Source organism: Loigolactobacillus binensis, from assembly GCF_005405165.1.
In the GTDB taxonomy this organism is placed as follows: domain Bacteria; phylum Bacillota; class Bacilli; order Lactobacillales; family Lactobacillaceae; genus Loigolactobacillus; species Loigolactobacillus binensis.
Genome location: NZ_BJDN01000064.1, coordinates 1 through 2,149, shown reverse-complemented (window position 1 = coordinate 2,149; position 2,149 = coordinate 1). Strand labels below are relative to the sequence as shown.

The 2,149-nt window shown below is 46.9% G+C and carries 3 protein-coding genes; all 3 read right to left on the bottom strand.

Annotation, left to right across the window (positions count from 1 at the left end):
- A partial coding sequence (gene tnpC, locus FFM78_RS13545; RefSeq protein ID WP_137638905.1) for an IS66 family transposase occupies positions 1-1,488 on the bottom strand: 1,488 nt, incomplete at its 3' end.
- A gap of 47 nt (positions 1,489-1,535) precedes the next feature.
- Positions 1,536-1,895 carry an IS66 family insertion sequence element accessory protein TnpB gene (tnpB, locus tag FFM78_RS13540; RefSeq protein ID WP_137638904.1) on the bottom strand — a complete coding sequence of 120 codons (360 nt, stop codon included), beginning with the start codon at positions 1,893-1,895 and terminating at the stop codon, positions 1,536-1,538.
- A complete protein-coding gene (locus tag FFM78_RS13535) occupies positions 1,885-2,064 on the bottom strand; it encodes a hypothetical protein (protein WP_137638903.1) in 180 nt (59 codons plus the stop codon). The genes tnpB and FFM78_RS13535 overlap by 11 nt, the downstream gene beginning before the upstream one ends.
- Between the last annotated feature and the right edge of the window lie 85 nt (positions 2,065-2,149).

Sequence of the window (2,149 nt, the reverse complement as noted above, 5' to 3'; positions counted from 1 at the left end):
TTCTTCCTCAGTTGGAAAAACGGGTAGTTGCCCTAATTGATCAAGCAGGTATTCGAGATACTGCCGGGGATCCAAACCATTAGCTTTCGCGGTTTCAATCAAGGTCATCCAAATCGCGTTAGCCTGTGCCCCTGCAGGACTGGTGGCGAAAAGCCAATTCTTGCGCCCAATCACGAAAGACTTCACATTTCGTTCGGTGGCGTTATTGCTTAGATCAATTTCGCCGTAATCGAGCACACGATCAAGTGCAGACCGTTGGTTTTGGGCATAGGTCAAAGCACGACCTAAACGTGATTTCGGGGTGGCCACCGCTTGATCACACCACTGCCAAAATTGCTTGATCACTGGCTTTAATTGTTCCTGGCGCAGTTCTTTGCGCTTGGTTGGTGTTAGATCACGCCAGCCCCGTTCTAGGTGAAACATTTGATCAAGCAATTTTAAGGGTGGCGTTATCGTCGGTTGCCCCTTGATCTTGCAGGCATCATCGAAGAATTTTCGCCGCACATGCGCCCAACAACCGACCCGCGTCACCGTCGCGCCCAGTAGATTATAGCCAGAATAACCGTCACATTGTAGGACACCCGTAAAATCACCATAAAGTTGTTGGGCAGTTTTGCCGGCACGATTGTCGCTATACGTATAATAGACAACTTGATGCGCAGCTAAGCGAATACTCCGAGCAATCCAGATATAAGACTTGCTTTGCGCGGTTTTACCCACCTCACGCAAGACTTGAAACGGTGTTTCATCGCCTTGCAGGTAAGGTTGCGTTAATAATTGTTCGTGCAGTAATGTATACAGCGGTTGAACGATCGTCGCTGCTTTGATCACCCAATTCGTCATGGTCGTTTCACTTAAAATCAAACCAGCCCGCCGCCAGGCTTTCATTTGACGATAAAGTGGTGTCCCTAAGGCATATTTTTGGTACAACAACTCAGCGACTAACGATGAGGTCGCTAAACTATGGGGGATCAGCGCCTGCGGCGCAGTCCCCTGATATAAGTGGGAAACACCATCATTCGTTTCACAAGCGGCACATTTATACGTTTGTTCAAAGATCTGTTCGCGATAGAGGCGACCAGGAATTTGATGCACGACTTCACGCACAAAGTGCTTGCCCACTGGTATCAGTTGATGACCATGATCGCAACTCAAGTTCTCGCGGCGGATCACGGTGGTCTCGATCGGTAGATTGGGATCAACTGATTCGCAACGCTTACGCTTTGGCTTATGGACGACTGTTGTTACTGTCGTTTCGCTTTGGTTCCCAGTTTGCTCTGGGTCGGTAAAAACCCCATTGTCATCTGCCAATAGGGATAACTGGTTAGGATCAGTTATTTTTTCCGAATGCTTGCCAAAAAGTTGGCGCTGAAAAAAGGCGACTTCTTCCGTCAAAGTTTGGACAGTTGCGGTCAAGGCCTTTATTTCTTTGAGTAACTCACGATTCTGCGCTTGGGCTTGCTTAAGTTGTTCGACGGTCGTTGCCATGGAATCGCCTTCATTCACTAGGATTGTCCTGAGTGTACCATGATTGGTCAGCTAAGCCTAGCTTTTTTTGGTCGGTTGGTCTGATGCACGGTTGCTTCAAGCCCCCAGCCAGATAATAAACGTTGTAATTGTTTGGCGTGTAGTCGCTTCACCTCATTTTGATTGGTTGGCCATTGCAGGCGGCCATTTTCGATTCGTTTATAAAGTAAGAGAAAGCCATCACCGGCCCAATATAGGGCCTTAAAACGATCTTTACGGGTACCGCAAAAAAGAAATAACGCCCGGCTGTAGGGGTCAAGTTCATACTGATCAGTGATCGTAGCGGCTAAACCATCGATTCCACGCCGCAGGTCAGTTTTGCCACAAATCAAATAAATACCCTTGAGTTGGTGTAAATCAATGAGCATCAGTGAACACCGCCTTGACTAGGGCGTCTAAAATATATCCATTGATATGATTGTAAACAATGATTGTTTCATGTTCATTACGTTTGATTTGAAAGGCCTTTGATATTGAACTTGGCTGTTGTTGACCGTCGTCCAGCTTAACTTGAACGATTTCCGGTTTATTGAGCATAAAAACACCTCACCATTTCTTATGATGAGGCTATCATACCGCGGCCGATACGCTATTTATAGTCGGTCTGTTATTGGGTGCTTAC